This is a genomic window from Thermomonas sp. (genome assembly GCF_025993755.1).
Lineage (GTDB): Bacteria > Pseudomonadota > Gammaproteobacteria > Xanthomonadales > Xanthomonadaceae > Thermomonas.
Map to the genome: position 1 here is coordinate 37,850 of NZ_JAMQHN010000029.1, position 21,557 is coordinate 59,406.

25 protein-coding genes are annotated in these 21,557 nt (G+C 68.5%); 8 read left to right on the forward strand and 17 right to left on the reverse strand.

The window, feature by feature from the left end; genetic code table 11:
- Positions 1-15 precede the first annotated feature (15 nt).
- Positions 16-819 carry a sulfite exporter TauE/SafE family protein gene (locus Q0X16_RS02290; RefSeq protein WP_297830198.1) on the reverse strand — a complete coding sequence of 268 codons (804 nt, stop codon included), beginning with the start codon at positions 817-819 and terminating at the stop codon, positions 16-18.
- A 49-nt stretch (positions 820-868) separates the two neighbouring features.
- Between Q0X16_RS02290 and Q0X16_RS02295 the strand changes: the two genes are divergently transcribed.
- Both Q0X16_RS02295 and Q0X16_RS02300 read left to right on the forward strand, forming a co-directional pair.
- Positions 869-2,884 carry a lytic transglycosylase domain-containing protein gene (locus Q0X16_RS02295; RefSeq protein WP_297830200.1) on the forward strand — a complete coding sequence of 672 codons (2,016 nt, stop codon included), beginning with the start codon at positions 869-871 and terminating at the stop codon, positions 2,882-2,884.
- A 28-nt stretch (positions 2,885-2,912) separates the two neighbouring features.
- Positions 2,913-4,154, forward strand: coding sequence for a multifunctional CCA addition/repair protein (locus tag Q0X16_RS02300; protein ID WP_297830277.1), 1,242 nt, complete (start codon positions 2,913-2,915; stop codon positions 4,152-4,154).
- 124 nt (positions 4,155-4,278) lie between these two features.
- Here the strand turns inward: Q0X16_RS02300 and Q0X16_RS02305 are convergent, their stop codons facing one another.
- The 6 genes from Q0X16_RS02305 to tsaD form a co-directional block, all read right to left on the reverse strand.
- Positions 4,279-4,614 (reverse strand): VanZ family protein, encoded by a 336-nt coding sequence (locus tag Q0X16_RS02305; RefSeq protein ID WP_297830278.1) that lies wholly within the window; start codon positions 4,612-4,614, stop codon positions 4,279-4,281.
- 71 nt (positions 4,615-4,685) lie between these two features.
- Entirely contained in the window at positions 4,686-5,873 is a 1,188-nt protein-coding gene (locus Q0X16_RS02310; protein ID WP_297830202.1) for an SAM-dependent methyltransferase, read from the reverse strand.
- Complete coding sequence (locus Q0X16_RS02315) at positions 5,870-6,364, reverse strand: 6-carboxytetrahydropterin synthase (protein ID WP_297830203.1); 495 nt, start codon at positions 6,362-6,364, stop codon at positions 5,870-5,872. The genes Q0X16_RS02310 and Q0X16_RS02315 overlap by 4 nt, the downstream gene beginning before the upstream one ends.
- Complete coding sequence (locus Q0X16_RS02320; protein ID WP_297830205.1) at positions 6,361-7,065, reverse strand: SDR family oxidoreductase; 705 nt, start codon at positions 7,063-7,065, stop codon at positions 6,361-6,363. The genes Q0X16_RS02315 and Q0X16_RS02320 overlap by 4 nt, the downstream gene beginning before the upstream one ends.
- Positions 7,062-7,421, reverse strand: a complete 360-nt coding sequence (gene folB / locus Q0X16_RS02325; RefSeq protein WP_297830280.1) for a dihydroneopterin aldolase — start codon at positions 7,419-7,421, stop codon at positions 7,062-7,064. Before folB ends, Q0X16_RS02320 begins: the two co-directional genes overlap by 4 nt.
- A gap of 78 nt (positions 7,422-7,499) precedes the next feature.
- The gene (tsaD, locus tag Q0X16_RS02330) at positions 7,500-8,525 is read right to left on the reverse strand and encodes a tRNA (adenosine(37)-N6)-threonylcarbamoyltransferase complex transferase subunit TsaD (RefSeq protein WP_297830207.1); all 1,026 of its coding nucleotides are present in this window, start codon (positions 8,523-8,525) and stop codon (positions 7,500-7,502) included.
- Between the two features lie 91 nt (positions 8,526-8,616).
- Between tsaD and rpsU the strand changes: the two genes are divergently transcribed.
- The 5 genes from rpsU (at position 8,617) to Q0X16_RS02355 (ending at position 12,763) form a co-directional block, all read left to right on the forward strand.
- On the forward strand, positions 8,617-8,832 hold the full coding sequence (gene rpsU / locus Q0X16_RS02335) for a 30S ribosomal protein S21 (RefSeq protein ID WP_056134345.1): 216 nt from the start codon (positions 8,617-8,619) through the stop codon (positions 8,830-8,832).
- An 84-nt stretch (positions 8,833-8,916) separates the two neighbouring features.
- Positions 8,917-9,360, forward strand: a complete 444-nt coding sequence (locus Q0X16_RS02340) for a GatB/YqeY domain-containing protein (protein ID WP_297830209.1) — start codon at positions 8,917-8,919, stop codon at positions 9,358-9,360.
- Positions 9,361-9,363: 3 nt separating this feature from the next.
- Positions 9,364-9,864: a GNAT family N-acetyltransferase gene (locus Q0X16_RS02345; protein WP_297830211.1), complete on the forward strand. Its 501-nt coding sequence runs from the start codon at positions 9,364-9,366 to the stop codon at positions 9,862-9,864.
- A 17-nt stretch (positions 9,865-9,881) separates the two neighbouring features.
- Positions 9,882-11,612 carry a DNA primase gene (dnaG, locus tag Q0X16_RS02350; RefSeq protein WP_297830213.1) on the forward strand — a complete coding sequence of 577 codons (1,731 nt, stop codon included), beginning with the start codon at positions 9,882-9,884 and terminating at the stop codon, positions 11,610-11,612.
- A gap of 74 nt (positions 11,613-11,686) precedes the next feature.
- Positions 11,687-12,763 carry an OmpA family protein gene (locus Q0X16_RS02355; protein ID WP_297830215.1) on the forward strand — a complete coding sequence of 359 codons (1,077 nt, stop codon included), beginning with the start codon at positions 11,687-11,689 and terminating at the stop codon, positions 12,761-12,763.
- Here the strand turns inward: Q0X16_RS02355 and alkB are convergent, their stop codons facing one another.
- The 5 genes from alkB to Q0X16_RS02380 are packed head-to-tail and all read right to left on the reverse strand — an operon-like array spanning position 12,764 to position 16,820.
- Complete coding sequence (gene alkB / locus Q0X16_RS02360; RefSeq protein ID WP_297830217.1) at positions 12,764-13,408, reverse strand: DNA oxidative demethylase AlkB; 645 nt, start codon at positions 13,406-13,408, stop codon at positions 12,764-12,766.
- Positions 13,405-14,334, reverse strand: coding sequence for a heme o synthase (gene cyoE, locus Q0X16_RS02365; RefSeq protein ID WP_297830218.1), 930 nt, complete (start codon positions 14,332-14,334; stop codon positions 13,405-13,407). Before cyoE ends, alkB begins: the two co-directional genes overlap by 4 nt.
- A complete protein-coding gene (locus Q0X16_RS02370) occupies positions 14,331-15,485 on the reverse strand; it encodes a COX15/CtaA family protein (RefSeq protein ID WP_297830220.1) in 1,155 nt (384 codons plus the stop codon). Before Q0X16_RS02370 ends, cyoE begins: the two co-directional genes overlap by 4 nt.
- 4 nt (positions 15,486-15,489) lie before the next feature.
- Positions 15,490-16,071, reverse strand: a complete 582-nt coding sequence (locus tag Q0X16_RS02375) for a hypothetical protein (protein ID WP_297830222.1) — start codon at positions 16,069-16,071, stop codon at positions 15,490-15,492.
- Positions 16,068-16,820 (reverse strand): SURF1 family protein, encoded by a 753-nt coding sequence (locus tag Q0X16_RS02380; RefSeq protein ID WP_297830224.1) that lies wholly within the window; start codon positions 16,818-16,820, stop codon positions 16,068-16,070. The genes Q0X16_RS02375 and Q0X16_RS02380 overlap by 4 nt, the downstream gene beginning before the upstream one ends.
- Positions 16,821-16,886: 66 nt before the next feature.
- Between Q0X16_RS02380 and Q0X16_RS02385 the strand changes: the two genes are divergently transcribed.
- Positions 16,887-17,117: a twin transmembrane helix small protein gene (locus Q0X16_RS02385; protein ID WP_297830226.1), complete on the forward strand. Its 231-nt coding sequence runs from the start codon at positions 16,887-16,889 to the stop codon at positions 17,115-17,117.
- A 76-nt stretch (positions 17,118-17,193) separates the two neighbouring features.
- Here Q0X16_RS02385 and Q0X16_RS02390 read toward each other — a convergent pair whose 3' ends face one another.
- From Q0X16_RS02390 to coxB, 5 genes are read right to left on the reverse strand one after another with little or no spacing between them, the layout of a single operon-like run.
- Positions 17,194-18,084, reverse strand: coding sequence for a cytochrome c oxidase subunit 3 (locus Q0X16_RS02390; protein WP_297830228.1), 891 nt, complete (start codon positions 18,082-18,084; stop codon positions 17,194-17,196).
- Positions 18,085-18,111: 27 nt separating this feature from the next.
- The gene (locus tag Q0X16_RS02395) at positions 18,112-18,693 is read right to left on the reverse strand and encodes a cytochrome c oxidase assembly protein (protein ID WP_297830230.1); all 582 of its coding nucleotides are present in this window, start codon (positions 18,691-18,693) and stop codon (positions 18,112-18,114) included.
- Complete coding sequence (locus tag Q0X16_RS02400) at positions 18,690-18,827, reverse strand: hypothetical protein (protein ID WP_297830232.1); 138 nt, start codon at positions 18,825-18,827, stop codon at positions 18,690-18,692. The genes Q0X16_RS02395 and Q0X16_RS02400 overlap by 4 nt, the downstream gene beginning before the upstream one ends.
- A gap of 13 nt (positions 18,828-18,840) precedes the next feature.
- Positions 18,841-20,463, reverse strand: a complete 1,623-nt coding sequence (gene ctaD, locus Q0X16_RS02405) for a cytochrome c oxidase subunit I (protein ID WP_297830234.1) — start codon at positions 20,461-20,463, stop codon at positions 18,841-18,843.
- 32 nt (positions 20,464-20,495) lie between these two features.
- Positions 20,496-21,446: a cytochrome c oxidase subunit II gene (gene coxB, locus Q0X16_RS02410; protein ID WP_297830236.1), complete on the reverse strand. Its 951-nt coding sequence runs from the start codon at positions 21,444-21,446 to the stop codon at positions 20,496-20,498.
- Positions 21,447-21,557 lie beyond the last annotated feature (111 nt).

Genomic DNA, 21,557 nt, shown 5'->3' on the forward strand with positions numbered 1-21,557 from the left:
GCGATCGCGTCGGCTTCAGCCCAGCGCGCTCCACGCAAACGCCGCGCCCACCACCAGCAGGAACAATGCGAACACGCGTCGCAGCGACGCCCCGTTGATGGCATGCGCGATCCGCGCGCCCAGCGCCGCGCATGTCACCGACCCCAGCGCCACGCCCAGCGCCGCCGGAAGGTAGACGTAGCCGACCGACCATGGCAGATCAAGCGCACCGGCCGGCGCCTGCAGCGCATAGCCGAGCGCGCTGCCCAGGCCGATGAAGATTCCGCAGGCCGACGAGGTGCCGACCGCGCGCACCGGCGCCACGCCGCGCCAGACCAGCAGCGGTACGGTCAGGCTGCCGCCGCCGATGCCGACGATGGCCGACAGCCAGCCGATCGCGCCACCGGCCAACGCATACCCGGCCCCGTGCGGCGCATCCGCCCGTTCGCCACCCTCCCTTGTGCGCGACCCCAGCATCTGCACGGCCACCAGCAGGCAGTAGATCGCCACGCACCAGCGCAGGACCCGGCCATCGAGGCCGATCGCAAACCGGCTTCCCAGCCAGCCGCCGAGCAGGATGCCCGGCACCATCCACGCCACCGTCGGCCACAGCACGCTGCCACGACTATCGTGCGCGCGCGCCGAGGCCGCCGCGGTCAGCACGATGCTGGCCAGCGAGGTGGCGAGCGCGGCGTGCATCGCCGCATCCACCGGCACGCCCATCCGCGGCAACAGCCACGCCAGCGCGGCCACCAGCACCAGACCTCCGCCGATGCCCAGCAAACCCGCCAGCACGCCCACGCAGGCGCCCAGCAGCAGATACAGGAACAGGGCCGTCATCGGTCGCGGGCGGGGAATGTGTTCATTTCAGAGCGGTTATAGTCCAGTCATGCACAAAACCGCGTCGATATTGCTCGTTTTCCTGCTGGGCGTCAGCAGCACGCCCTCACTGCAGGCCACCTCGACTCCGGCTCAGGCAGGCGCATTGCCCGCACGCGCGCCGATCCGGATTGCGCCGCCGGCACCGGCGCTGAAGGCCGCTTTCGACGCCGCCGAGCGCGGCGGACTGGACGATCTCGCACTGGCCGGATTCCGCGCGCAACCGCTGGCGGGCTGGCTGGAATACGCCGCGTTGCGAAGCCGGCTCGACACCTTGCCGGTCGATCGCGGCAACGCCTTCATCGCCGCCCATCCAGGCGAGCCGGTCGCAGCGGCCTTCCGCAGCGAATGGCTGGCGGCGCTCGCCAAGCGCAACGCCTGGCCGGTCTTTCTCGCGCAGTGGGATCCGGCGATCGACGACGCCACCCTGCGCTGCCTGCATCTGCAGGCGCTGATGGCGGTCAACCGCACCGACGCCGCCTGGACGCTGGAAGCGCAGACGCTCTGGCGCAGCAGCGGGAAATCGCTGCCCAGCCAGTGCGATGCGCCGTTCGCAATCCTCGCCGCGCAGGGTGGCCTGACCGACGCGCTGCGGTGGGAGCGCTTCGACAAGGCCGCCGATGCGGTGCAGTCCAGCGTCATGCGATCGATCGCGCGCGGCCTGTCCGGAGCCGATGCCGCGCAGGCCAACGCCTGGGCCGCCTACATCGACGCACCCGGCGCGAATGTCGGCAGTTGGCCGAAGACCGCGCGCAGCCGGCTGGTGGCCGCAGCCGCGCTGGAAAAATTCGCGCGCAAGAACCCCAGTGACGCCGAGACGCTGCTTCCCTCCGTGGCCTCGACCCTGCAATTCACCGACGCCGACCGCGGTCGCGTCCTGGCCCAGATCGCACTGCAGTCGGCGGCTGCCTTCGCACCGGAGGCGGCACGGCGGCTGGCGGCGGTTCCGGACGTCGGCTACGACGCCACGCTCCGCGAATGGCGCGTGCGCGAGGCCATCGCCCGCAGCGACTGGGCCGGCGCGCTGGCCGCGATCAAACGCATGCCCGACGCCCAGCGCAACGATTCGCGCTGGCTGTATTTCGCGGCACGGACCAGCGCATTGACCGGCGACACGGCGGGCGCCAAGGCGCTCTACGCGCAGGCCGCGCGCAGCACCGACTTCTACGGCTTCCTCGCCGCCGACAAGCTCGACCAGCCGTATGCCCTCTGCCCGCTGCAGACAGCGGCAACGCCAGGCGACAAACAGACCATCGCCCGCGACCCGGGACTGGTGCGCGCACTGCAGCTGCAGATGCTCGGCCGCAAGGCCTGGGCCGCGCGCGAATGGAACGCCGCCATCGCGCGCTTCAGCGCACAGCAGCGTTGGCTGGCGGTCGAAGTCGCGCAGGACAACGGCTGGTTCGATCGCGGCGTGTTCGGCCTGGTCAACGTCGCCGGCAAGCGCTATCCGGACGAGCAGCGCCTGTATTCGCTGCGCTTCCCGCTCCACCACGACGCGACCATCCGCAGGGAGGCAACCCGCAACAACATCGATCCGGCCTGGGTCGCCGCCGAGATCCGCGCCGAATCCATTTTCGATCCACGCGCCCGCTCCAGCGCCGACGCCCGCGGGCTGATGCAGGTGCTGCCCTCGACCGGCGCCACCCTGGCGCGCACGACCGGCGTCGCCCTGCCCAATGCGGACGCGCTGTACGACCCCGACACCAACATCGCGCTTGGCACCGCCTACCTGCGGCAGCTGCTGGGCCGCTTCAACGGCAAGCCCTACCAGGTGATCGCCGGCTACAACGCCGGCCCCGGCGCCGCCAACCGCTGGCTGGCCCAGCGCCCGAACCTCGACCCGGACTTCTGGATCGAAACCATCGGCTACAAGGAAACCCGCGAATACGTCGCCCGCGTCCTGAGCTTCAGCACGGTCTACGACTGGCGCATGAACGGCAGCGCCCTGCGGCTCAGCGACCGCATGGTCGGGATCACGAACGGGCCACGCAAGGAATTTGCGTGCCCGGCCGCGGCGCCATAGCCACGGCGTCAGCGACAATCCTCCCTTGATGATTTCACTCCCGGAAAACGCGCAGGTCTACCTCATCGGCGGCGCCGTGCGCGACGCGCTGCTGGGGTTGCCGGCCGGCGACCGCGACTTCGTGGTGGTCGGGGCTTCGGTACAGGACATGCTGGACTCCGGGTTCAAGCAGGTCGGGCGCGATTTTCCTGTGTTCCTGCATCCGGACAGCGGCGAGGAATACGCGCTGGCGCGCACCGAGCGCAAGTCGGGGCGTGGCCACACCGGCTTCGTGGCGCACGCCGATCCTTCCGTCACGCTGGAAGACGATCTGCGCCGGCGCGACTTCACCATCAATGCCATCGCACGCGCTGCCGATGGCGGTCTGGTCGATCCCTTCGGCGGCGTGCGCGACATTCAGTCGCGGGTGCTGCGCCACGTCGGCCCCGCCTTCGACGAGGACCCCTTGCGGGTGCTGCGCGCCGCACGCTTCATGGCTCGTTTTGCCGCGCTCGGGTTCACCGTCGCGCCGGAAACGCTGACGCTGATGCGGCGAATGGCCGCCAGCGGCGAACTGTCGGATCTGGTGCCGGAGCGGATCTGGCAGGAGCTGGCGAAGGCGCTGCGCAGCGCGGCGCCCTCCGCCTTCCTGCGCACCCTGCGCGAGGCCGACGCCCTGCGAGCGATCCTGCCGGAAGTGGAGGCGCTGTACGGCGTGCCGCAGCGCGCGGACTACCACCCGGAAGTCGATACTGGCACGCATGTCGAACTGGTCTGCGACATGGCGGCGCGGCTTGCGCCCGGCGACGATCTGATCGGTTTTGCGGCGCTTTGCCACGATCTGGGCAAGGCGCTGACGCCAGCGGACATGCTGCCGCGGCATCTGATGCACGAGCAGCGCGGCGTCGCACCCGCGATCGCGCTGAGCGAGCGCTTGAAGGTACCGAACGAACACCGCGACCTGGCGGTGCTGTGCTGCCGCGAACATCTCAACGTCCACCGTCTCGCCGAACTGAAGGCGGCCACCGTGCACGATCTGATCGTGCGCTGCGACGGATTCCGCAAGCCCGAACGCATCGACCGGCTGGCCACGGTCTGCGAAGCCGATGCCCGCGGTCGCCTGGGCAAGGACGCTGCGCCCTACCCGCAGGCCGCGCTGCTGCGTCGATTGCACACGGCGGCGCTGGCGGTACGCAGCGATACCATCGCCGCGCGCGGTCTCACCGGCCCGGCATTCGGCGCGGCCCTGCGCGACGCGCGGATCGCCGCGCTGGCGGCGGCGCGGGATTGACGGCGTTTCTTCTGCGCCCAAAGAACTTGTAGGAGCAACTGTCTTTGTGGGAGCGCGCCCTGCGCGCGACAGCCATCAAACGGGATGCGGCAGTCGCGGCCAGAGGCCGCTCCCACAAAATCCACTAAAGCCTGCGGTCGATCCACAACAGCGCATCGCGCAGCGGCGTCAGCGCGGTCGCAAGGCCGACCAGCACGCCGATGGTGTCCGCCAGCGCATCGAAGCGGTCCGCGCTGCGACCCATGCCCATCGCGCCCTGTGCGTATTCCAGCCCGATGCCGAGCAGCACCAGCACCACGCAGGCAAAGCCCCACGACAGGCGCCGCTGGAACAGCTGCACCGCCCCCGTCGATAGCGCGGCGTAGGCGAGGAAATGCTCCCATTTGTCGTTCAGCGAGACCGACGGCAGATCCCGCGCCGGCAACAGCGAACCGAAGACCACCACGGCAACCGCCAGCATCCACAGTCCGGCCCACAGCCACGGCCGTTTGAACGGTTTGAGCGAGCGCCCCAGCGGCGACTGGCGCGCACTCACAGCCGGTGACTCAGGTCGCCCACGGGAAAGGCCTCGTCGAAATCGACGCCCAGCTGGAAGCCCATCGCCTGGAACCGTTCGCCCATTTCGCTGGGCAGGGTCAGCAGCCTGACCTGCTGGTGCAGCGCAAGCCGCCCAGCCTCGTCCGCAATCCTTGGCTCCGCTTCGGCCAACCGCTGCGCCAGCCCGCTGCCGAGCAAAAAACTGGCCTGCGAACAGTAGCCAGCGAACTCGAAACCGGCGCCGACCCCGGCTTCCGCCAGCGCGGTGAAATCCACGGACGCGGTGATGTCCTGCAGGCCGGGCCAGGCGAACACGTCCGCGGTCATCCGATGCTGGCGGAACGCGCGCAGGGTGCCGTCGCTGCGCTCGGGCAGGTAGTACTCGCTGCGGGCATAGCCGTAGTCGATGAACAGCAGCGCGCCGCGGCGCAGCCCGCCGACCACCGCCTGCACCCAGTACGGCAGCTGCACCAGCAGTTCGCTGCGATAGCCGTCCGTGAACGGTTCCGGAAGCTGCGCCTCGACCTGCCGGACGGCGGCAGCCAGCATCGCGTCGGCCGGCTGTTCGGCGCGGACGAAGCGGCCTTCGCCGTCCAGCGCAACGCATTCCTCGTGCACCCGCCCGGCGCGCACCACGAAGCGCGAGGCGGGCAGCGCGTCGATCACCTCGTTGGCGAACAGCACGCCCTCCCACGGCTCCGCGAGCGGGCCGTCGAGCCAGTCCACGCGCTCGAACAGATCCGGTGGAAGTGCGTCGCGCAAGCGCGACTGCTGGCGCTGGCGCAGGTCCGCGCTGGGTTCGAGGATGGCGTAGCGCTTCGGCAACGCATCGGTCGCGTCCAGCGATTTCAGGCAGGCTTCGGCAAACGCGCCGCTGCCGCCGCCCAGTTCCACGAACACAGCCAGATCGCCAAGCTGCCGCAGCACCGGCGCCAGCGCGTGCGCCACGCACTGCGAGAACAGCGGCGAGCGCTCCGGCGCGGTTGTGAAATCGCCGCCCGCGCCGAACTTGTGCGCGCCGGCGCTGTAATAGCCCAGCCCCGGCGCGTACAGCGACTGTTCCATGAATTTCCAGAACGGCATCCGGCCGCCGGCGGCGATGATCTGTTCGCCAATGACGTCGCGCAGGCGCGCGCTGTGCGCCTGGGCGTCGGCATCCGGTTCGGGAATCCCCGCGGTCACTCGACGAAGCTCGCGCGGCGTCCGGCGCTCTGCCCCGGCCCCGAGGACACCCGCACCTCGATGTCCTCGATCGCGTGCTCGCGCAGCGCCTCGCGGTCTTCGCCCAGCCGCTGCAGGAACCAGGCGGCCAGTTCCTCCAGGGTGACGTTGGCGACATCCAGCAGCTTCACGTCCCGCTGCAGGAACGGAATGCGCTCGCCGTTGAAGCAAGCGAAAACGCACGCGCCCTCGGTTTCGATGCGCAGGTGCGGCGAGCGCATCGGCAGCAGCATCCATTCGTTCAACTCGCGGCAGAGGGCAATCACCTTCGCCTTGTAGATGCCGTAGTCGAAGCACATGCCGTTGCCCTGCATGCGCGCCTGCAGGTCGACTTCGACCACGAAGTTGTGGCCGTGCACGCGCTCGCGCTCGGTCGCTGAAAAGATCGTGAAGTGGCCGGCGGAGAACTTCATCGCCTCCTTGGCGAGCCGGATCGTGACCCGATCGTTCACTGGAAGTCCGCCTCCCCGATGTCGCCCCGCTGCGGCCGCAGCAGGATGTCCTCGACCACGCTGCGCGGCGACAGGTTCCACGCCGCCCACGCCATCTCGGCCACGTCCTCGGCAGGCATGAAGCGCTCCGGCGGCAGCGGCACGCCGGCCCAGGAGTCGGTATGGGTTGCGCCGGGCAACAGCGCCACCACGCGCACGCCGTGCGGCTTCATTTCCTCGCGCAGGTTGCGGGTGAACCCGTACAGCGCGTGCTTGGCGATGCTGTAGGAACCGCCGTTGGGATAGGCGGCGATCGACGCCGTGCTGCAGACGTTGAGCACCATGCCGCGGCGGCGCGCGACCATCGCCGGCAGCAGGCGCCGGGTCAGTCGGTAGGCGCCGAACAGATTGGCCTGCAGCATGGCTTCCAGCACGCCGTCGGCTTCTCCGGCGATGCTGCCGGGCTGGAACGCGCCGGCGTTGTTGACCAGCAGGTCGACCGCGCCATGACGCCCCGATACCGCATTCGCCAACGCATCGACCGCGGCGGCATCGCGGACGTCGCAGGCGAGGCATTCCACGCCCGGAACCTCGGCGGCCAGCGCGTCCAGCCCCTGCCGTCCGCGCGCGCAGGCGATGACGTGATGGTGCTCGCGCGCGAAGCGTTTGACGATGGCGCGCCCGATCCCGCGCGAGGCGCCGGTAACGAGGATCACGCTCATTCGCCGAAACTCCCGCGCTGGATTTCCACGCCCGCGGCAGTGGCATTGGGCAGCGCGCCGGGTTTCGACAGTTTCAGCCACACACCCCTGGCGCCGAACTCCTCGAGGACGAGCGCCGCGCAGCCTTCGGCCAGGGTCTCGATCAGCATGAAATCGGTCTGCGCCGCGAATTCGGCAAGCCGCCGGCTGATGGATTCGTAATCGAGCGCATCGGCCAGGGTGTCGCTGACGGCGGCAATGCGCACGTCGAAGCGCATCCGAAGATCCAGCAGCAGCGGTTGGGGCGCATGGCGCTCGCGGTCGTGGACGCCGATCAGGGCTTCAAGGCGCAAGCCTTCGATGAAAACGGTATCGATCATGGCGACAGGATACCCGCAGCACGTCGCCGCGGCGCCTCCGCCCGGACGGCCCGCTTCGAACCCGGTTCGATCCGGTCACAGCGCCGGCAGCGTTGCCATGTCCCAGCGCGGCGCCGCCCGGATGGCGGCATCGTCGCGCTGCCCGGCAGCCAGCCGCAGCGCGCCGGCGAAGGCGATCATCGCGCCGTTGTCGGTGCACAGCGCCGGACGCGGAAAACAGGCGCGGCCGCCGCGCCGTTCGCACAGCTCCGTCAGCCGGGCGCGCAGGCGCTTGTTGGCGCCGACCCCGCCGGCCACGATCAGCGTGTCGCTTTCGGCGGCGTCCAGCGCACGCTCGCACTTGATCGCCAGCGTATCGACCACCGCGTCTTCGAACCCGCGCGCGATGTCGGCGCGGGTCTGCCCGCCCTGGTCGCTGTCGCGCCAGGCCAGCAGCACCTGCGTCTTCAACCCGCTGAAGGAAAAATCCAGCCCGGGCCGGTCGGTCATCGGCCGCGAGAAGCGGAACGCGCCCGGGGTTCCGGACTCTGCCAGCTTCGCCAGCTGCGGCCCGCCCGGATAGGGCAGCCCCATCATCTTCGCGGTCTTGTCGAAGGCCTCGCCGGCGGCATCGTCGAGGGTTTCCCCCAGCAGCCGGTAGCGCCCGATCGCCTCCACCGCGATCAGCTGGGTGTGGCCGCCGGAGACCAGCAGCGCCACGAACGGCGGCGCCGGTGCGTCGTCTTCGAGCAGCGGCGCCAGCAGGTGGCCTTCCATGTGGTGGACGGCCAGCGCCGGCACCTCCAGCGCCCACGCCAGCGACCGCCCGACCGCCGCTCCGACCAGCAGCGCGCCGACCAGGCCGGGACCGGCGGTATAGGCCACCCCATCGATGTCGGCCACGCCCAGCCCGGCCTCGTCGAGGGTCTGGCGGATCAGCGGCAGCAGCTTGCGGACGTGGTCGCGGCTGGCCAGTTCCGGCACCACCCCGCCGTACTGCGCGTGCAGGTCGATCTGGCTGTAGACCGCGTGCGCACGCAGGCCCGCCGAACCGCCGACGGACGTGTCATAGACCGCCACGCCGGTCTCGTCGCAGGAGGATTCGATGCCCAGGACCTTCATCCCGGCAATCTTGCACTCAATCCGACGGTACTGCTACCATATGCAGCTCCCCGCCGCGAGTTGGCGGGCCCAAGACCACGAGAGTTTCCGAATGCCCAGCGTCAAAGTCCGCGAAAACGAGCCGTTCGAGTTTGCCCTGCGCCGCTTCAAGCGCACCTGCGAAAAGGCCGGCGTGCTGGCCGAAACCCGCAAGCGCGAGTTCTACGAGAAGCCGACCCAGGAGCGCAAGCGCAAGGCCGCCGCTGCCGTGAAGCGTCAGGCTCGCCGCAGCTCGCGCGACGTCACCAAGCGCCAGCGCCTGTACTGAGCGCGCCCGGTTGGCTGCGAAAGCCGGCACGCGCAGGCGTGGCCGGCTTTTTGCGTTTCTGCACCCCCATCCCAGGATTCCATCATGACCCTCAAGCAACAGCTCACCGACGACATGAAGACCGCGATGAAGGCCGGCGAAAAAGCCCGCCTGGCCGCGATCCGCCTGATCAACGCGGCAATCAAGCAGAAGGAAGTCGACGAACGCGTCGAGATGACCGACCCGCTGGTGCTGGCCGTGCTGGAGAAGATGGTCAAGCAGCGCAAGGACTCCATCGCCCAGTACGAGGCCGCCGCGCGCGAGGACCTGGCCGCGCAGGAACGCTATGAAATGGGCGTGATCGAGGCCTACCTGCCGGCGAAGATGGACGAAGCCGGCATCCTCGCCGAGATCGACAAGGCCATCGCCGCCACCGGCGCGGCGTCCGCCGCCGACATGGGCAAGCTGATGGGCGTGCTCAAGCCGCAGCTCGCCGGCAAGGCCGACATGGGCCTGGTCAGCAAGCTGGTCAAGCAGAAGCTGGCCTGAACCATGGCCAACGGTACCGTGCTGTCGATCCGCCCCGCCGTGCCGGATGACGTGCCGCTGATCCGTACCTTGATCGCGGAACTGGCGGACTACGAGCGCATGCCCGAAGCCGCCGTCGCCACCGACGACGGCTTGCGCGCGCAGCTGTTCGGCCCGCAGCCGGCCGCCGAGGTGCTGATCGGGGAAGTGGACGACGCTGCCGCCGGCTTCGCCCTGTTCTTCCACAACTTCAGCACCTTCACCGGCAAGCGCGGGCTGTATCTGGAAGACATCTTCGTGCGCCCCGCCTTCCGCGGCAGCGGCCTCGGCAAGCAACTGATGGCCGCCCTTGCGCGCATCGCGGTGCAGCGCGACTGCGCCCGCTTCGAATGGAGCGTGCTGGACTGGAACACGCCGGCCATCGCCTTCTATCGCGCCCTCGGCGCCCGCGGCATGGACGAATGGACGGTGCAGCGGCTGGAGGGCGACGCCCTGCGCTCACTGGCGGCGCGCGAGGAATTGTAGCCCCCTACACTAGCCCCATGGCCCGCATCCCAGACGCCTTCATCGACGACCTGCTGGCGCGCACCGACATCGTCGAGGTGATCAACGCACGGGTGCCGCTCAAGCGGCAGGGCAAGGAATACGCGGCGCGCTGTCCGTTCCACGACGAGCGCAGCGCCAGTTTCACGGTATCGCCCAACAAGCAGTTCTACCACTGCTTCGGCTGCGGCGCGCACGGCTCGGCGATCAGCTTCCTGATGCAGTACGACCGTCTGGAGTTCCTCGACGCGGTCGAAGAGCTGGCGCGGCGCGTGGGCGCGGAGGTGCCGCGCGACACCGCCCAGCGCAACGCCAATCCGGAAACGCGCGACCTGTACGGCGCGATGGAGGCGGCATCGACCTTCTTCCGTACGCAACTCACGCGCAACGACAAGGCACGCGCCTATGTCGAGCAGCGCGGCATCGCGCCCGAGATCGTCGATCGCTACGGCATCGGCTACGCGCCGGAAGGGTTTTCCGCCCTGCGCGATGCGCTGGGCACCGACCCGAGGCGGCTGCAGCTGCTCGAACGCGGCGGGCTGTTTTCGAAAAACGAGCGCGGCCATGTTTACGACAAGTTCCGCCACCGGCTGATGTTCCCGATCCACGACCGGCGCGGGCGGGTGATCGCCTTTGGCGGCCGGGTGATCAGCGCCGAAGACTCGCCGAAATACCTCAACTCCCCGGAAACGCCGCTGTTCCACAAGGGCCGCGAACTGTACGGGCTGTGGCAGGCGCGGCAGGCCAACGCGAAGCTGGAACGCCTGATCGTGGTGGAAGGCTACATGGACGTGGTGGCGCTGGCCCAGTACGGGGTTTCGCAGGCGGTGGCCACGCTGGGCACCGCGACCACGTCCGAGCACGCCGAGCTGCTGTTCCGCAACGCTGCCGACGTGTTCTTCTGCTTCGACGGCGACCGCGCCGGCCGCGCGGCGGCGTGGAAGGCGCTGGAATCGGTGTTGCCGCGCCTGAAGGACGGGCGCCAGGCCTTCTTCCTGTTCCTGCCCGACGGCGAAGACCCGGACAGCCTGATCCGCAAGGAGGGCGTGGACGGTTTCGAGGCGCGGCTGCGCGCGGCAACGCCGCTGTCGGAGTTCTTCTTCAACCAGCTGTCGGCCGACGTCAACCTCGCCAGCCTCGATGGCAAGGCGCGGCTGGCCGAACGCTGCAAGCCGCTGCTGGCGCAGATCCCGGACGGCGCCTTCGGCGACTTGATGCGGCAGAGGCTGGGCGAACTGACGGGAGTCCGCGCGGGGTCCGGATCGCAGCAGGCCGCCACGGCTTCGGCGCGCGGCGGTCGCGGCGCGCTCGGCGCGAAGCAGAAGCCCAGCCTGGTTCGCACCGCGATCACCCATCTGCTGCAGCATCCCGGGTTCGCGCTGGAACTTGCGCCGCCGTACCGTTTCGCGCAGCTGCGACAACCGGGCATCGAACTGCTCTCCGAACTGGTGCTGCTGATCGGCGAACGCCCGGACATGGGCACCGGTGCCCTGCTCGAACATTTCGAGGGCCGCGAGGAGCTGCCGTCGCTGCAGAAACTGGCCGTGTTCGACCTCCCCGGCGAGGAAGCCAGCCTGCAGGCCGACTTCCTCGATGCCATCGCCCAGCTCGACCGCCAGGTGCTGCAGCAACGCATCGAGGAACTGCAGCTGCGCCAGCGCGGCGAAGGGCTGGACACGGCGGACACGCAGGAGCTGATGGATCTGCTGCGGGCACGCATTCAGCATTGACCCGCGCCCGCTGTCCTGCCCCCGCGGGATTTCCCGTAATATCCCTCGACTCCTGACATCACCGAGCTTCCCAGGTGCGCTTACTCTCACTTCTCGCCGGCGCCCTGATCGCCCTGGCGTCCGCCTCCGCCTTCGCCGACGCCACCCTTCCGACCAAGGACCTGCCCGGTTCCAGCGATCCGGCGTGGCTGAAGCGCTTCGAGGGCAGCTTCATCATCAGCTACGAACATCGCGGCTTCGATGCGGTGGATTTCCCCGCCTCCAAGCTGGTCGTTGACAACAGCGAACGCCGCGACGGGATGAACAACCAACTGGCCGTCGCGCCCAGAACGGTCCACGCCGAAGGCGACTACACCCGTCTGCTCTACTTCACTCCGGCGGAAACCTCGACGCTCGAGGTGATGCGCAATTACATCGACGAAATCAAGGCCAACGGCGGGCGGCTGATCTACGGTTGCCGCGGCACCGGCTGCGGCGGCGACATGAAAGGCAACGACCACGGCGGCGGCACCCAGGGCCTGCTGGAACAGCTCTATCCGCACGCGCGAATCAAGGATGCCGACTTCAGCAACGGCAAGTGCGCCAGCGCCGGCGATCCCACCGAGCAGCGCTACATCCTCGCCCAGTTGCCCGACGGCAGCGGCGGCATGCGCACGGTGGGCGTGTACGCATTCGGACTGGAAGGCGGCCTCTACTGCACGGCGCAGAAAGACCGCACCGGCGTGCTGGTGGTCGCCATTTCGCCCAAGCCGATGCAGAACCGGATGGTGACGGTCACCTCGGACGAGATGCGCCGGGCACTGGAAACCGCCGGCCACATCGCGCTGTACGGCATCTACTTCGACACCAACAAGTCCACGGTCAAGCCGGAATCCAAACCGACGCTGGAGCAGATCGCCAACCTGCTCAAGCAGATGCCGCAGCTGAAGCTGGGCGTGGTCGGGCACACCGACAACGTCGGCGACGACGCTTCCAACCTGCGGCTGTCGCAGCGCCGCGCCGATGCCGTGGTGGCGGCGCTGGTGGAGGACTACGGGATCGCGGAGGACCGGCTGAAGCCCAGCGGCGCGGGCGAGACCAAGCCGATCGCCGGCAACGACAGCGAAGCCGGACGCGCCAAGAACCGCCGGGTGGAGCTGGTCAAGCTCTGATCAGCGCACCTTGCGGAAGGTGAGGTTGTAGCGGAACGCGCCGGCCTGCGGATGCGTTCCCGGCGGCACCGGCAGCACGCCGTGGAAACGCATCCGGTCGGCCCCGCCCCAGACCACCACGTCGCCGTGCGCCAGCGGCACGCGCACGGTCCTGTCGCTGCGCGCAAGCCCGCCCCACAGGAAGGTGGCCGGAAGCCCGAGCGAGACCGACACGATCGGCGCCACCGGGTCGTCCTCGTCGCGATCCACGTGCAGCGACAGCCGCGTTCCCGGGGCATAGCGGTTGATCAGGCAGGCGTCGGGGCGATAGCCGGGAAAACCGGCTTCCGCCGCAGCGTCGGTCGCCAGCGTCAGGAACCCTTCGGGAAACGCCGGCCACGGCCGGCCGCTGCCCGGGTCGCGATCGGCATAGCGATAGCCGCGACGGTCGCTGGTCCAGCCCAGCAGGCCGCAGTTGGTCATCGCCACCTGCATGACATGGCCGCCCGGCGTCGTCAGTTGGCGCAAGGGCGCCCGCGCAATGACCTGCGCGATGCCGGCGAGCAGGCAGTCCGCCCGCGGCAACGCGAACCCGAGCAGCACCTGCGCCTGCCTGCCCAGCAAGGTGCGTCCACCGGGCCCGGCCGGGGCGAACAGGTCGCTCACGCGGCGGGCGCGAACTCCAGCGCCGGCGGCGCTGCCAGCAGCGGCAGCAGCCAGTGATCGACCAGCAGGAAGGCGAACAGCGCCATCAGGTACCAGATCGAATACTTGAACGTGCGCATCGCGAACAACTCGTCCGGCGGATCGAGCAGCCTCCACGCGTACCACAGGAACACCAGGCCCAGCACCAGTGCGCCGGCCAGATAGAACACCCCGCTCATGTGCACCACCCACGGCAGCACCGAGGCGATCACCAGCAGGATGGTGTACAGCAGGATCTGCCAGCGGGTATAGACCACGCCGTGGGTGACGGGCAGCATCGGCACCAGCGCGCGCGAGTAGTCCTCGCGGCGGAAGATCGCCAGCGCCCAGAAGTGCGGCGGCGTCCAGACGAACACGATCAGCACCAGCAGCAGCGCGTAGTCCCAATCGGTCTCCTGGTGCATGCCGGTGACCGCCGCCCAGCCCAGCAGCGGCGGCACCGCGCCGGCCAGCCCGCCGATCACGATGTTCTGCGGCGTGGCGCGCTTGAGGAAGCCGGTATAGACGATCGCGTAGCCGATCAGGCCGCCGAACGACAGCAGCGCGCTGATCGGGTTGACCCACAGCAGCAGCACCGCCATCGAGGCGACGCCGAGCACGATGGCAAAGGCCAGCACCTGCGCGGGACGCAGCGCCCCGGTCGGCAGCGGGCGGTCGGCGGTGCGCGCCATGACCTTGTCGATGCGCTGGTCGAGCAGGTGGTTGATCGCCGCCGCGCTGGACGCGGACAGCCAGATCCCGACCGTCCCGGCAACGATCCGGACCCACGGCCAGGCCTCGCCGGGCTGGATCGCCAGCAGCATGCCGATGATCGCGGTGAACACGATCAGCGCCACGATCCGCGGCTTGGTCAGCCGCCAGTACTGCGCCGCGATCGAGCCGCTCATTCCCAGCCCTCCGGCGGCCGCAGCCGCGCCAGCAGCGTCACCAGCACGAACAGCAGCGCGACCGCGCCGGCGTTGTGGGAAATGGCGACGGGCAGCGGCAGCGCCAGCAGGACGTTGCCGATGCCCAGCCCGACCTGGACGCAGACCAGCAGCGCCAGCGCCGCTCCCCATCCGCGCAGGCCGGGAATCCGCAGCAGCTTGCCGGCCAGCGCCAGCAGATAGACGAACACCGCGACCGCCACCAGCCGGTGCGTCACCTGAATAGCGACCCGCGCCGGGTTGTCGAGGATGCCGCCCTCGTAATCGACGCCGATCCCGCGCCAGAGCACGAAGCCTTCGCGGAAGTCGTGCTGCGGCCACCAGTGGCCGGCGCAACGCGGGAAATCGGTACCGCAGGCCAACGCCGCATAGTTGGCGCTGGTCCAGCCACCGAGCGCGATTTGAAGGGCCAAAAGCGCCAGTCCGACCCCGAGCAGCCAGCGCAGTCGACGCGCCTCCACGCTCAGGATCGGCAGGTCGGTGGCGCGCCACGCGATCCAGGCCAGCAGGGCGAAGGTCGTCAGCCCGCCGAGCAGATGGCCCATCACCACGATGGGCTTGAGCAGCCAGGTGACGGTCCACATCCCCAGCAGGGCCTGGAACACGATCACCATCAGGGTCAAGGCGCTGGCTCGCGCCAGGTCGAGATTCGACCAGCGCAGGACGCCGATCAGCAGGAGCAGTTCGCCTGCCACTGCCAGCATCGAGGCATTGGCGTGCTCGCCGCGCATGTACAGCGGGACCGCCAGCGCCACCAGCGCCGCGGCCAACGCGACCTGGACGATTCCGCGGCGGCGCTCGCGCGCCGCCAGCAGCGCCAGCGTCAGCACCAGAACGCCCAGGCCACCGGCGATCATGCGATGGGCCTGCTCACGCCAGGCGCGGGTCGGATCGACCGGGCGGATCGCGGTGGCGGCATGGTCGGCCACCTGGGCGGCAGCGCTCGGCCAGGTCGCCCTGCCGTAGCAGGTCGGCCAGTCCGGGCAGCTCAGGCCGGCGTTGGACAGGCGCACGAAGGCGCCGAACACGATCAACGCAGCCGCCAGCGCGGTCGCCAACCAGGCGATGCGGTGGAAATGTCGGTACAGGTGCGTCCGGGAGGTCTGGATCATGGGGTCAATTGATTTTCAGGAGCCTGGCGAGGTCGGAACGCCAATCCCCCGGATCGGCGCCGGGAGCGTAGCGCAGGACCACGAAGCCGTTCGGATCCACCAGCCAGACCGGATCGCCGCGCGGGTCGTCGCTGCCCGCCAGCGCCGCGGTCAGGCGTGGATCGGGGCGCAGCAGATGGACTTCGCGCAGCGACGCGACATCGCCCGGCGCCGCACCGATCCACAGCACGTGCACCCGGTCGGCCTGCCGGCCCATGATGCGCCAGACCTTGTCGAGGTTCTCCAGCAAGAAGGCGCACTGCGCACGCCGGGCGGTGTCGCAATCGCGCGGCGCGACGACCATCCGCCATGTGCGCGGGCTGTCGTGCCAGCGGTAGGCGCCGCCATCGGCCAGCGTCGGCGTGAAATCCCGCAGGTCGCCGTAGGGCTGCAGCATCTGGCCCTTGTTGACGTGGCCGGAGGGCCGCCAGCCGGAGAAACGCAGCACGCCGGCGACCAGCAGGGCGCCGAGCGAGAGCCCCAGGATCAGCAACAGCATGAGGCGGTTGCGCCGGCGCGCGGCGCCTTCGACATTCACATCGGTCATTTCCGCAACTGCCTGATCGTCAGCAACAAGGCCACCACCAGCACGGTCAGCGCCAGCCCGAACCACTGCACCGCGTAGCCGAGATGGCGCTCCGGCGGCATCGTGTTCGGCAGGATCACCAGCTCGCGCTCGTTCGGCGCCGCCATCACGCCGTCGTCGCCCTCCTGCCGGCGCGAATCCAGCCGCAGCACGCGCGGCGCCAGGGCCATCGGCAGCTTCAGCTCCGAAGCGATCGCCGCCATGTCCATGCGCGCGGCCAGCCAACGCTGCTCGCCCGCGGCGGCCAGCGGCGCGCCGTGCTGCAGCCCTTCCGACGGCGGCGGTGCCAGCAGGCCGCGCACGCGCTGTTCCCCGCGCGACGGACAGCCGAACTCCGGCAGAACGCGATCGCCGCCTAGCGGGCGCCAGCCGGCATCGACCAGCAGCGCCTGCCCGCCGTAATCGGGCAGTAGAACGCAGTACATGCGCACGCCAACCACGCCTTCGCGCTGCTGGTTGTCCAGCCACAGGGTGAGATTGAGTATCCGGCCCTGCCCCTGCGCCCAGTCGTAGGCGTGGGCACGCTTGGGATCGGAAGCCAGCAGCAGCGGCTGCGGAACGGCGCGGGTCAGCGCGCGAGCGGCGTCATCGAGGATCGCCTGCTTCTCGTGCATCCGCGCCAGCTGCCAGCGGCCCGCCTGGGCGAAGCCTCCGGCCACCAGCAGGGCCAACAGCCACCACAGCAGCAGCCGAACACCGCGCCGGCTCACCGCGAACTCCCGCAAGGCTGCGATAATGCGCCCAATGCGCCGGTCCGATCCGGCATCGGAGGCAACATGGGCGGCTCGTTCAAGGCCCTGCTCATCGGTGGTTTCCTGCTCCTCATCGTCTGGCACCTCGGCGCCGGACTGTATTACATGCTCGTCGACAAGGGCAGCGGCAAGCGCACCGTCAACTCGTTGACCTGGCGCATCGGGCTTTCCATCCTGCTGGTCGTGCTCCTGCTGCTGGGGATCCACATGGGTTGGATCACTCCCCACAACGTCGGTCAACCGGCCCCAGGTTGATGCGTCCGGATCGTCCCGCCCCAGAAACAAAGGCCGGCATCGCCGGCCTTTGCTGTCTGGATCGCTGCAAACCAGCTTACAGCACGTAAACGAACACGAACAGGCCGAGCCAGACCACGTCCACGAAGTGCCAGTACCACGCCACCGCCTCGAAACCGAAGTGGTTGATGGAGTTGAAATGCCCCTTGGCACAGCGGAACCAGATCACCGCCAGCATGATCGTTCCGAGCGTCACATGCGCGCCGTGGAACCCGGTGAGCATGAAGAAAGTCGATCCGTAGATGCCCGAACCCAGAGTCAGGTTGAGCGCACCGTAGGCGTGCGAATACTCCTCGACCTGGAAGTACAGGAACAGCCAGCCCAGCAGCACCGTGGTCCCGAGGAAGAACAGCAGGAGATTGCGCTTGCCGGCCTTGAGCGCGTGGTGGGCGATCGTGATCGTGACGCCCGAACTCAGCAGGATCAGGGTATTGAGCAGCGGCACGCCCCAGGCCGGGATGGTCTGGTAGGCGCCGCCCAGCGCGCCCGGGCCGTTGCTCGGCCAGCCTCCGGTGAATTCCGGCCACAGCAGGGCATGGGTTTCCACGCCGTGGCCCTGGCCTTCCAGCCACGGCATGACGAACTGGCGCGCATAGAACAGGGCACTGAAGAACGCCGCGAAGAACATCACTTCGGAAAAGATGAACCAGACCATCCCCATCCGGAACGATCCATCCACCTGCTTGTTGTAGCGGCCACCCACCGACTCGCGGATGACCTCGCCGAACCAGCCGAACGCGGTGACGATCAGCAGGGCGATGCCGACGAAGAACAGCGTGCGTCCCCAGCTCACCTCGTTGAGCCAGCAGGCAAAGCCGAGCATGGTGGCGAACAGGGAAATCGAAGCCACCATCGGCCAGCGGCTCTTGCTGGGGACGAAATAGACGTCCTTGTCGAGGCTGCCGAGTTCGGCGTGGGCATTGGCCATGGCGATCTTCCGGAAAGTGGGTGGAAATCAGGACGCGGCGGGAACCGCCGCCACGGTCCCGGGCACCGCGGCAAGCGCGGCGGTCTGGGTATCGTTCTTGTAGAAAGTGTAGGACAGGGTGATGGTTTTCACGCCGTGCGGCAGCGCCGGGTCGACGATGAAGCGCACCGGCATGTCCCGCGACTCTCCTGCCGCCAGCGTCTGCGCGGTGAAGCAGAAGCATTCGGTCTTGTTGAAATAACGCGAGGCGCGCGCCGGCGCGATCGACGGCACGGCATTGCCGACGATGGCGCGGTCGGAAACGTTGCTCGCCGCGAACAGCGCCTCGTACTGGCGACCGACCTGCACCCGCATGGCGTTCTGCTTCGGCGCGAAGCGCCAGGGCAGCTTGGAGTTCACGCCACCGTCGAACTGCACGGTCACCCAGCGCCCGTCGGTCGGAGCCGTCGCGACGGCCGCCACGTTCGGGCCCTTTTCAAGGCGGATGCCGAACACCTTCTCGCAGGTGATCCGGTACAGCGGCACCATCGAGAAGGCGAAGGCGAAGGCGCCCAGCGAAATGCCGAGCATCTTCCACACTCCCAGCGAAGCCATCGGCGAAGCGCTCATTGCCCCGGCGCTCCGCGCAGGAAGAACAGCACATACAGGCCGACGACCGCCAGAGCCAACAGCCAGGCCGTGCGGCGGGCGCGCTTGCGCGCCTTTTCGACGTTCGGATCCTGACCTGGCTGCCGACTGTCCACGACCGACCCCGGCTCAGTGCGCCGCGTCTTCGTGGGCCAAGTCGCCGGGGTGGATTTCCGGCGGGGTCTCGAAGGTGTGGTGCGGCGCCGGCGACGGCACCGTCCACTCAAGCCCGCGCGCGCCTTCCCACGCCCGCGCCTCGGCCTTGGCGCCGGTCTTGAGCGAACGCCACAGGATGAAGGCCATGAAGAACGGCGTCGGGAACATGCAGAACGCTCCGATCGAGCTGATCAGGTTCCAGTCCGCAAACACCACGTTGTAGTCGGGGATGCGGCGCGGCATGCCGGCCAGGCCGAGGAAGTGCTGCGGGAAGAACACCATGTTGACGAACACGAAGGTCCACCAGAAATGGATCTTGCCCAGGGTCTCGTTGTACATGTGCCCGGACCACTTCGGCCACCAGTAGTAGATGGCGCCGATGATGGCGAACAGTGCGCCGGTGACCAGCACGTAGTGGAAGTGGGCGACGACGAAATAGGTGTCGTGGTACTGGTAGTCGGCCGGAACCACCGCCACCATCAGCCCGGAAAAACCGCCGATCGCGAACAGGACGACGAAGGCGACGGCCCACAGCATCGGTGTCTCGAAGGTCATCGAGCCGCGCCACATGGTCGTCACCCAGTTGAAGATCTTCACCCCGGTCGGGATCGAGATCAGCATGGTGGCGAACATGAAGTAGACCTCGCCGCCCAGCGGCATCCCGGCCACGAACATGTGGTGCGCCCAGACGATGAAGGACAGGAACGCGATCGCCACGGTCGCATAGACCATCGCGTTGTAGCCGAACAGCGGCTTGCGGGAGAAGGTCGGGATGATCTCGGACACGATCCCGAACGCCGGCAGGATCATGATGTAGACCTCGGGGTGACCGAAGAACCAGAAGATGTGCTGGTACATCACCGGGTCGCCGCCGCCGGCCGCGTTGAAGAAGCTGGTGTCGAAGAAGCGGTCGGTCAGCAGCATGGTGACGGCACCGGCCAGCACCGGAATCACCGCCAGCAGCAGGAACGCGGTGATCAGCCAGGTCCAGCAGAAGATCGGCATCTTCAGCAGGTCCATCTGCGGCGCGCGCATGTTGAGGATGGTGGCGATGATGTTGATCGCGCCCATCACCGAGCTGATGCCCATCATGTGGATCGCGAAGATCGCGAAGGCGAGGTTGTAGCCGCCCTGCAGCGACAGTGGCGGATACATCGTCCAGCCGCCGGCCGGCGCGCCGCCGGGCAGGAAGAAGGTCACCAGCAGCAGCGCGAACGCGAACGGCATGATCCAGAACGACCAGTTGTTCATGCGCGGCAGCGCCATGTCCGGCGCGCCGATCTGCAGCGGAACCATCCAGTTCGCCAAGCCCACGAAGGACGGCATGATCGCGCCGAAGATCATCACCAGGGCGTGCATCGCGGTGAGCTGGTTGAAGAACTCCGGCTTCATCAACTGCAGGCCCGGTTCCGCAAGCTCCGCGCGCAACATCACCGAAAGCAGCGCGCCCACGATCGCCATCGTGAAGCTGAACAGCAGGTAGAGCGTCCCGATGTCCTTGTGGTTGGTGGAGAACAGCCAGCGGTCGATGAAGCTCTGCTGGTGGGCGGCATGACCGTGGTCGTGGCCGATGGCGTCTGGGTGGGTCGCGGACATTGTGCTTGCCTTCTTCGAATGCGATGCGAGGTTCAGCCGGCCGTCGCCGGAGCTGCGGTGGCGTCGACCGACGCCGTGGCCGGCTCGGCCGCTTCCGCCGGCGCGGCTTCGGGAGCCGCTGCGGGCGCCGCCGGAGCAACCGGCGCGGGCGGCGCATTCTTCGCCTTCTGCGCGGCCAGCCACGCGGCGAATTCCTCCTTGCTCACCGCCTTGACCACGATCGGCATGAAGCCGTGATCCTTGCCGCACAGCTCGGCGCACTGGCCGCGGTAGATCCCCGGGGTCTCGATCTGCGCCCAGGCTTCGTTGACGAAACCGGGGACGGCGTCCTGCTTGAAGCCCAGCGCCGGCACCCACCAGGAATGGATCACGTCGTCGGCGGTCAGCACGAAGCGCACCTTGGTGTCGACCGGCAGCACCAGCACGTTGTCCACGTTGAGCAGGTAGTGCGGATCGTCCGCTGCGGTGACGACCTTCCCGCTCTGGCGCAGGTCGTCGCTCTGGCGGTCGAGGCGGCTGGTGAAGGACACTCCGTCGCCCAGGTACTCGTACTTCCACATCCACTGGTAGCCGGTGATCTTCACCGTCATCGCCGAGTCGCGGGTGTCGTACATGCGCAGCAGACCGCTGGTCGCCGGAAAGGCCAGCCCGATCAGGGTCAGGATCGGGATCGCCGTCCAGATGATCTCGAGTTTGGTGTTGTGGATGAATTTGGTGTCCGCCACCGCGCCCTTGGACTTGCGGAAACGGAAAATGGCCACCGCCATCGCACCGAACACCAGCGCACCGATCACCACGCAGACCCACAGCACGATCATGTGCGCGTCGTAGGCGGCATGCGAGGTCGGCGTCACGCCACGCACGAGGTTGAGCTGCCACGGATGCGGGTCGGCCGGCCCGGCCGCCGCCGGCTGCGCGTGCAGTCCCCATGGATAAACGGCAGCCAACGCTGCCGCAAGCAGTTTCAAACGACCGGATGTCATCACGTCAGAGCCCTGTATGCAGTCCATCCCACGGGATGCCTCGCCGCGAACCGCCAGCCGCATCCGCGGAACCCCGGAATCTTGTCCTTTCGCCTCGAGCACAAACCGCAA

Excerpts from the sequence above, each read along its gene's own strand:
- Q0X16_RS02290 (WP_297830198.1), bottom strand. The coding sequence starts at position 819 with ATGACGGCCCTGTTCCTGTATCTGCTGCTGGGCGCCTGCGTGGGCGTG.
- Q0X16_RS02295 (WP_297830200.1), top strand. The coding sequence starts at position 869 with ATGCACAAAACCGCGTCGATATTGCTCGTTTTCCTGCTGGGCGTCAGC.
- Q0X16_RS02300 (WP_297830277.1), top strand. The coding sequence starts at position 2,913 with ATGATTTCACTCCCGGAAAACGCGCAGGTCTACCTCATCGGCGGCGCC.
- Q0X16_RS02305 (WP_297830278.1), bottom strand. The coding sequence starts at position 4,614 with ATGCTGGCGGTTGCCGTGGTGGTCTTCGGTTCGCTGTTGCCGGCGCGG.
- Q0X16_RS02320 (WP_297830205.1), bottom strand. The coding sequence starts at position 7,065 with ATGAGCGTGATCCTCGTTACCGGCGCCTCGCGCGGGATCGGGCGCGCC.
- tsaD (WP_297830207.1), bottom strand. The coding sequence starts at position 8,525 with ATGAAGGTCCTGGGCATCGAATCCTCCTGCGACGAGACCGGCGTGGCG.
- rpsU (WP_056134345.1), top strand. The coding sequence starts at position 8,617 with ATGCCCAGCGTCAAAGTCCGCGAAAACGAGCCGTTCGAGTTTGCCCTG.
- Q0X16_RS02340 (WP_297830209.1), top strand. The coding sequence starts at position 8,917 with ATGACCCTCAAGCAACAGCTCACCGACGACATGAAGACCGCGATGAAG.
- Q0X16_RS02345 (WP_297830211.1), top strand. The coding sequence starts at position 9,364 with ATGGCCAACGGTACCGTGCTGTCGATCCGCCCCGCCGTGCCGGATGAC.
- dnaG (WP_297830213.1), top strand. The coding sequence starts at position 9,882 with ATGGCCCGCATCCCAGACGCCTTCATCGACGACCTGCTGGCGCGCACC.
- cyoE (WP_297830218.1), bottom strand. The coding sequence starts at position 14,334 with ATGAGCGGCTCGATCGCGGCGCAGTACTGGCGGCTGACCAAGCCGCGG.
- Q0X16_RS02370 (WP_297830220.1), bottom strand. The coding sequence starts at position 15,485 with ATGATCCAGACCTCCCGGACGCACCTGTACCGACATTTCCACCGCATC.
- Q0X16_RS02375 (WP_297830222.1), bottom strand. The coding sequence starts at position 16,071 with ATGACCGATGTGAATGTCGAAGGCGCCGCGCGCCGGCGCAACCGCCTC.
- Q0X16_RS02385 (WP_297830226.1), top strand. The coding sequence starts at position 16,887 with ATGGGCGGCTCGTTCAAGGCCCTGCTCATCGGTGGTTTCCTGCTCCTC.
- Q0X16_RS02390 (WP_297830228.1), bottom strand. The coding sequence starts at position 18,084 with ATGGCCAATGCCCACGCCGAACTCGGCAGCCTCGACAAGGACGTCTAT.
- Q0X16_RS02395 (WP_297830230.1), bottom strand. The coding sequence starts at position 18,693 with ATGAGCGCTTCGCCGATGGCTTCGCTGGGAGTGTGGAAGATGCTCGGC.
- ctaD (WP_297830234.1), bottom strand. The coding sequence starts at position 20,463 with ATGTCCGCGACCCACCCAGACGCCATCGGCCACGACCACGGTCATGCC.
- coxB (WP_297830236.1), bottom strand. The coding sequence starts at position 21,446 with ATGACATCCGGTCGTTTGAAACTGCTTGCGGCAGCGTTGGCTGCCGTT.